Source organism: Daejeonella sp. (assembly GCF_036405355.1).
Taxonomy (GTDB): domain Bacteria; phylum Bacteroidota; class Bacteroidia; order Sphingobacteriales; family Sphingobacteriaceae; genus Daejeonella.
Genome location: NZ_DASWXT010000006.1, coordinates 26,888 through 33,356, shown reverse-complemented (window position 1 = coordinate 33,356; position 6,469 = coordinate 26,888). Strand labels below are relative to the sequence as shown.

Sequence of the window (6,469 nt, the reverse complement as noted above, 5' to 3'; positions counted from 1 at the left end):
TTCCAAAAACAAATAGCAAATAGAAAACGAGAAATAAGGAATAGCAAATCGGAAACCGGAAATAATACAGCGTTTAGTTCCATTTCCCATTTCCCATTTCCAATAAAAAAAACAAATGAAAACACTACTTACACTAGCCTTAGGCCTGGCATCCGCAAGTCTTACCTTCGCTCAGGATGAACCTAAAATTAAAGTTTCAGGATACCTGGAAACTTATTTCGGATATGATTATAATAAACCTGCCGATAATAACCGCCCTGGATTTGTTTACTCACATAACCGGCATAATGAGGTTAACCTGAATTTGGGTTTTATAAAAGGAGCCTATGATAACGGAACTGTAAGGGGAAACCTTGCTCTAATGGCCGGCACCTATACCAATGCTAACCTGGCAGCAGAACCCGGAGTCTTAAAAAATATCTTTGAAGCGAATGCTGGATTAAAACTGTCCAAAACAGCAAACTTATGGGTAGATGCCGGAATATTTGCTTCCCACATTGGATTCGAAAGCGCTATTTCAAAGGACTGTTGGGTTCTGACACGGAATATTGTCTCAGATAATACACCATATTATGAGTCGGGAGCTAAAATTACATATGGTACAAGTGATAATAAATTTACAGTCGCCTTTCTTTATCTGAACGGCTGGCAGCGCATCAACCGTTTAAGTGGTAATAGCCAGCCTGCCGGCGGATTGCAGCTAACTTTTAAACCAACAGACAAGATCACCCTTAATTATAGCAACTATCTTGGAACTGAAGGAGAAGATGCTGTCAGAGTGCGTCGTTTTTACAATAACTTTTATGGGATATTCCAAATCACAGATAAGTTTGGTCTGATTGCAGGGTTTGATTATGGTACTCAGCAAATCGCTAAGGGTAGCAATCAAAAGAATGAAGTACTTGCACCAGTGGCAATTGCTCAATATAAATTTAATCCAAAATGGGCCCTGGCCGGACGTCTTGAATATTACGAAGATGCAAATGGTGTAATTATTTCAACAGGCACCCCAGAAGGATTTAAAACAACTGGCTATTCAATGAATATCGATTATTGGCCAGTAAGCAATGCAGTTCTTCGTTTGGAAGGGAAAGTGCTTGACAGCAAGGATAAGATCTTTGTAAGAGAAACAATTCCTGTCAGCAATAGTTCAACCCTTACTGCGAGCATTGCGGTATCCTTTTAGTAATTTCAATTAGTAATTAAACGGGATTGCCAACAGGCATCCCGTTTCCATAGTTTTCAGGCATGGAAGAAGCAAAAAAAGAAGAATCGGCTAAACGGTTTCTTGATCTGGTTAAAACATCCAGACGCGGTAAACTTAAGGTTTATATCGGGATGAGCGCAGGAGTTGGTAAAACCTACAGGATGCTGCAGGAAGCTCATGCTTTGCTTCGGAATAATATTGACATCCAAATCGGATATATTGAGACCCATAATCGTGCTGAGACTCATGCCCTTCTGGCTGGTATACCAGTAATTCCACGTCGAAAGATATTTTATCGCGGTAAAGAGCTGGAAGAGATGGATGTGAATGCAGTAATCAGCCGGCATCCTGAAGTCGTTATAGTTGATGAACTGGCTCATACGAATGTAGAAGGAAGTAAGAACGAAAAGAGATGGCAGGATGTTCTGGATATTCTGGATGCTGGAATCAGTGTGATCTCGGCAGTTAATATTCAACACATGGAAAGTCTCAATGAGGATGTTGAAGTAATAACCGGCATTTCGATTACTGAACGTGTTCCTGATCGGATACTTGAACAGGCCGATGAAATTGTAAATATTGACCTGACCGCAGATGAACTGGTTACAAGATTAAAGGAAGGGAAAATCTATGATAGCAGTAAAGTTCAGCAAGCATTAAACAATTTTTTTCAGGCAGATAAGATTCTGCAATTGCGTGAACTTGCCTTGAAAGAAGTGGCACATTATGTCGAAAGGAAGATTGATACTGAAATTCCGAAGCAGATAAAATTAAGAACTGAAAGGTTTTTGGCTTGTATTTCTTCTAACTCGACAACCGCAAAGGCTGTAATCCGAAAAACAGCCCGGCTTGCTTCTTACTACAGGTCGCCATGGATTGTCCTTTATATTCAAAGCAGTTCAGAAAGTCTCGACAGGATTAAACTGGATAAACAGCGTCACCTGATAAACAATTTTAAACTGGCTACTGAACTTGGAGCCGAGGTAGTCAAAATTAAGAGTGATGAAATTGTTCAAACCATTATGCAGGTGGTACAGGAACGGGAAATTACTACAATCTGCATAGGTAAACCGCATTTAAATCTGTTCCAGATTATGCTTCGGACAGCAATTTTCAACCAGCTTCTGAAGAAAATTGCTGCAACTGAAACTGATTTGGTGATTTTGTCTTAGGGCAGGGAGAAGGAAATGGGAAATAGGAAATAGGGAATGGGAAATAGGGAATAGGTAGTAGGAAATGGCGCAGCGTTTAGTTCCATTTCCAATTTCCAATTTCCAAAAACAGAATAAAGAATAGGAAACGGGAAATAGGGACAAGGAAATGGGAAGCAGGAAGTGTTACTAGCACAGCGTTTAGTCCCATTTCCTATTTCCCATTCCCCATTTCCTCTCTAAAACACATGGATATGAAAATTAAAAGCAAACTTCGACTGGGCTTCGGCTTTCTCTTTTTAATGGTATTACTTTTTGGAGGTTTTTCGGGATTTTACTTAAAGCAGATCTCTGAACATTCGAAGGTAATTCTAAAGGATAACTATGAATCACTGCGTTTTACGCGTGAAATGAGGACCGTTCTTGATAATCAGGAACTGCCATTATCAAAGGATGCGATCAGTAGTTTCGATGAACAGCTAAAAAAACAGGAAGCTAATATCACTGAACCCGGAGAGGCAGGGATTACCAGAAATATCCGAAAGGATTTTGAAACCTTAAAGTCAGCCGATTTGTCTATTGAGCAAATGGTAAAGTATCAAAGAAGCTTGAGAAATCACTTAAGGAATGTTGAAAAGCTAAATATGGAAGCGATCGTCAGGAAGAATGATCAGGCACAAAGATCTGTGAAAAAGGCAAGCATTTACATGAGTCTCATTGGATCTTTCATTATTATCATTCTGTTTAGCTTTAGTGTTAATTTTCCTGGTTTTATCGCTAACCCTTTATTGGAATTAACAGAAGGAATAAAGGAAATAAGCAGGAAAAATTATCGGACCAGGATGGATTTTAGTGCCAATGATGAATTTGCGCCATTAGCAATTGCCTTTAATCAGATGGCGACTAAACTAAACGATTGGGAGAATAGCAATCTTTCCAAAGTGATGTCCGAAAAGCAGAGAATTGAAACTATAATTGAGCAGATGCAGGATGGGATTATTGGCTTGAATGAAAAAGGCAATCTGATTTTCATTAATCCCGCAGCTGAGCAATTGCTAAATCTGAATGAGGAAAAGACAATTGGGTTGAATGTAGCAGAGATTTCTAAGAAGAATGACCTGCTTAAAACCTTAACTGAAAACAAACAGAGTGATAAGCCCATTAAAATTTATGCCAATGGTAAGGAGTCTTACTTTCAATTGGAAGTCAGGGAAATTACTATCCCTGTTTATCCTCACAATGAAGAACAAACTTTATTGAAATCAGGACGCTCAGCCGGAGAAGTCTATATTCTTAGAAATATTACAAAATTCACAGAACTGGATGAAGCCAAGACTAATTTCATTGCCACTATTTCCCATGAGCTGAAAACGCCAATATCCGCAATAAAAATGAGCATCAAGCTGATAGAAGATGAAAGGGTTGGAAAACTGAATACAGAGCAGTTGGATCTTTTGAATCATATTAAGGATGATAGTGACCGACTTTTAAAGATCACAAGCGAGTTACTTGATTTGGCTCAGGTCGAAACAGGCAATATTCAGCTGAATTTTATACCTACTGAGCCTGATGAAATAGTTAACTATGCAATTAATGCGGTCAAATTTCAGGCTGATCAAAAGCAAGTGAGTATTGAAATTCATAGCCGTCCAAATCTCTCCAAAGTTAATGTCGATGTTGAAAAAACAACCTGGGTGCTGATCAATCTGCTTTCAAATGCATTAAGGTATAGTCCTGAAAAAGGGAAGGTGGTTATTCAGGTGGAAAATACGGGACAATACATAGAATTCTCAGTACAGGATTTTGGGAAAGGGATTGAAGAGCAATATCAAGCCAGGTTATTTGACAGGTATTTTAAAGTTCCTACAGATGGTAAGAATAAATCAGGAACCGGACTGGGACTTGCGATTTCAAAAGATTTTATTGAGGCCCAAAAAGGAGAAATTTTTGTTGAAAGTGAATTGGGAGCAGGAAGCCGGTTTGTGTTCAGGCTTCCTGTTTATACAGCATAAAATTATGGTCTTATGTTTACCCGTATTATTTATCAGACATTTAAGGAACCCCCAAAAAACTATCTTATTTCCCTCTGATTACCTTTGCACTATTCAAATAGATGTATTTTCCGAGTATTGATTGTTCAAGAATCAACCTGTATTTACCTCCCGGGATATCAGTACTGGTTTCTACTGTCTTGATTTTGGCTTGTATAGGTGCTGAAGCAGGAGATTTTTCGTTAAAAAGCTCATACATTACCCTGCCATCCAATTGTTTGGGGATATCTATTTTATGCAGATACAGGATTGTAGGTACAAGGTCGACATTTGAAGTGGGTAAATTAGCTTGATAAGCCTTTTTAAAACTTGGACCATAGGCCAAAAGTGGGATATGGACTTCATAAGGACTGAATCCACCATGGCCTGCAACACCTCTTGCAAAGCTTGATCCGGCGTAACCGGCAGCATTTTTATCGTCATTCCAGTTTACATCTACTAAAATATCTGAGGAGCGTTCAGGGTGAGCCCAGTGGATAGCCTCAAATGATAATGTTCCCGGAACCCAACCTTGGTTATCCCCGGCTTTTTTCGAGCGGGTAAAAATTCCGCCAACCCATTCAGCTTGCTGTAATGCTGCCACAATCTTTTTGATCTGATCAGCATTATGGTCTTTTACAAATACAGCACCACCGGCAAGTATAACATCATCCGAATTTTCATCTTTCTTTAAACCTTGTTTAATTAAAAACTCATTGAGTCCAACTTTACCAATGTCTGTTACAAAACCATGGTCTGAAGAAATAAGTATGTTAAAATTCTTGTCGAGGCCTTTACTTTCAAGATCCTTAAGGATTCTTCCGAATTGCTCATCTACAGTTTTTATTGCAGCCATCGCTGTTGCTGCACCAATGCCATCCCGATGTGCGGTGCCATCCGGATCACCAAACCAGATCGCGCTCACTTTTGGTCCATCTAAGCGTAAGCCGTATCTCATTAGGGCGTTAGCAATCCACACATGTTTTCCACCTGCAGCCTCAACAGATCCAATTTCAGTCATGACCTTTTCTTTCATTGATTCAGGTCTGATCATTGATGGGTTTATTACCGCACCTCCACTTATTTTATGATTTTGCATAAGAGCCTGACCTGTTGTTCCAGAGCTAAAAACCATCATGCTTGACCCGCTTAGCTGCACCAATTCTCCCAATGAAGCTGCGGTTAATACATGATTATCAGTTGCTTTAGTTATTTCGTCAATTTCAGATGCATTGCCTGTGTTCAGGGCCTTTGTTTTGTCTACTTGCGGGAAGTAAACACTATTTCCCATTAAACCATGAGTCCCGGGATAGCTTCCTGTAGCATAGGAAGATGCATTTACACGGGTAACGGTTGGGAATACACTATGATGCTGTGTGCCATAACTTGCCTTCTTTTTAAAAGCATATAGATTTGGCATATTCTCGGCAGTGATATAATCGGGACGCAAACCATCAAAGAATACGATCAGAGTTCTGAGATCTGATGTTTTGGTCTGGGTAAAGGATATAATGGGTAATAGCAAGGCTATTGTTAGAAAAGAAAAATACTTAGATTTTATAGCCATGGTTTTATGTGAATTAGGAGTGCAAGGTTGATTTGGTTTTTTAAGCAGCCAGAACGGGTTTAGCCGCATCAAATTTTAGATATAACAGGTCATTAACCGAAATTAATGGTATTTTAAATTAGTCTTGTTTTTTTGCTTACTAAAGCCCGGGGAAATGGTTTAGTCTTGTTATCAGCAAGTTTGCTGGTTAACATTACACATTTTAATGATGAAATAGCTCTGCCATCTATGGTGTTGAATGTTAATAGGACTGCCCGTTGAATGAGGAGATTAAATTTAATCATTGTTTCTTAAAGTTTAAGACGAAGCTATTGGTACAATATCTATTTATGATTAAGAATAGTTTATCTAAATATTATCACTCAGTCTTGTTTGTTAACATTACTGACATACTAAATGATTTGCAGTTGGTTTTTCATTGGCCGATTGCTATACCCAGTAAGTTCATTCAGATTTTTTAATAAAATTTTAGGGTAAAGCGGGTTTTAGTTGTATTAGCTGTATAACAAGGTTT

4 protein-coding genes are annotated in these 6,469 nt (G+C 38.8%); 3 read left to right on the top strand and 1 reads right to left on the bottom strand.

Translation table 11 applies throughout. From position 1 onward, the window contains the following. The first annotated feature begins 115 nt into the window (after positions 1–115). The 3 genes from VGE44_RS00795 to VGE44_RS00785 all read left to right on the top strand — a co-directional run bounded on the left by VGE44_RS00795 (position 116) and on the right by VGE44_RS00785 (position 4,370). The gene (locus VGE44_RS00795) at positions 116–1,186 is read left to right on the top strand and encodes a porin (RefSeq protein WP_331075868.1); all 1,071 of its coding nucleotides are present in this window, start codon (positions 116–118) and stop codon (positions 1,184–1,186) included. A 62-nt stretch (positions 1,187–1,248) separates the two neighbouring features. Next, a complete protein-coding gene (locus VGE44_RS00790) occupies positions 1,249–2,379 on the top strand; it encodes a sensor protein KdpD (protein WP_331075867.1) in 1,131 nt (376 codons plus the stop codon). A 233-nt stretch (positions 2,380–2,612) separates the two neighbouring features. Continuing rightward, positions 2,613–4,370: an ATP-binding protein gene (locus tag VGE44_RS00785; RefSeq protein ID WP_331075866.1), complete on the top strand. Its 1,758-nt coding sequence runs from the start codon at positions 2,613–2,615 to the stop codon at positions 4,368–4,370. A 64-nt stretch (positions 4,371–4,434) separates the two neighbouring features. On the opposite strand, the gene VGE44_RS00780 is transcribed toward VGE44_RS00785, so the two are convergent. After that, positions 4,435–5,955: an alkaline phosphatase family protein gene (locus VGE44_RS00780; RefSeq protein ID WP_331075865.1), complete on the bottom strand. Its 1,521-nt coding sequence runs from the start codon at positions 5,953–5,955 to the stop codon at positions 4,435–4,437. Positions 5,956–6,469 lie beyond the last annotated feature (514 nt).

Coding starts and splice junctions, on each gene's coding strand:
- VGE44_RS00780 (WP_331075865.1), bottom strand. CDS start 5,955: ATGGCTATAAAATCTAAGTATTTTTCTTTTCTAACAATAGCCTTGCTA.
- VGE44_RS00790 (WP_331075867.1), top strand. CDS start 1,249: ATGGAAGAAGCAAAAAAAGAAGAATCGGCTAAACGGTTTCTTGATCTG.
- VGE44_RS00795 (WP_331075868.1), top strand. CDS start 116: ATGAAAACACTACTTACACTAGCCTTAGGCCTGGCATCCGCAAGTCTT.
- VGE44_RS00785 (WP_331075866.1), top strand. CDS start 2,613: ATGAAAATTAAAAGCAAACTTCGACTGGGCTTCGGCTTTCTCTTTTTA.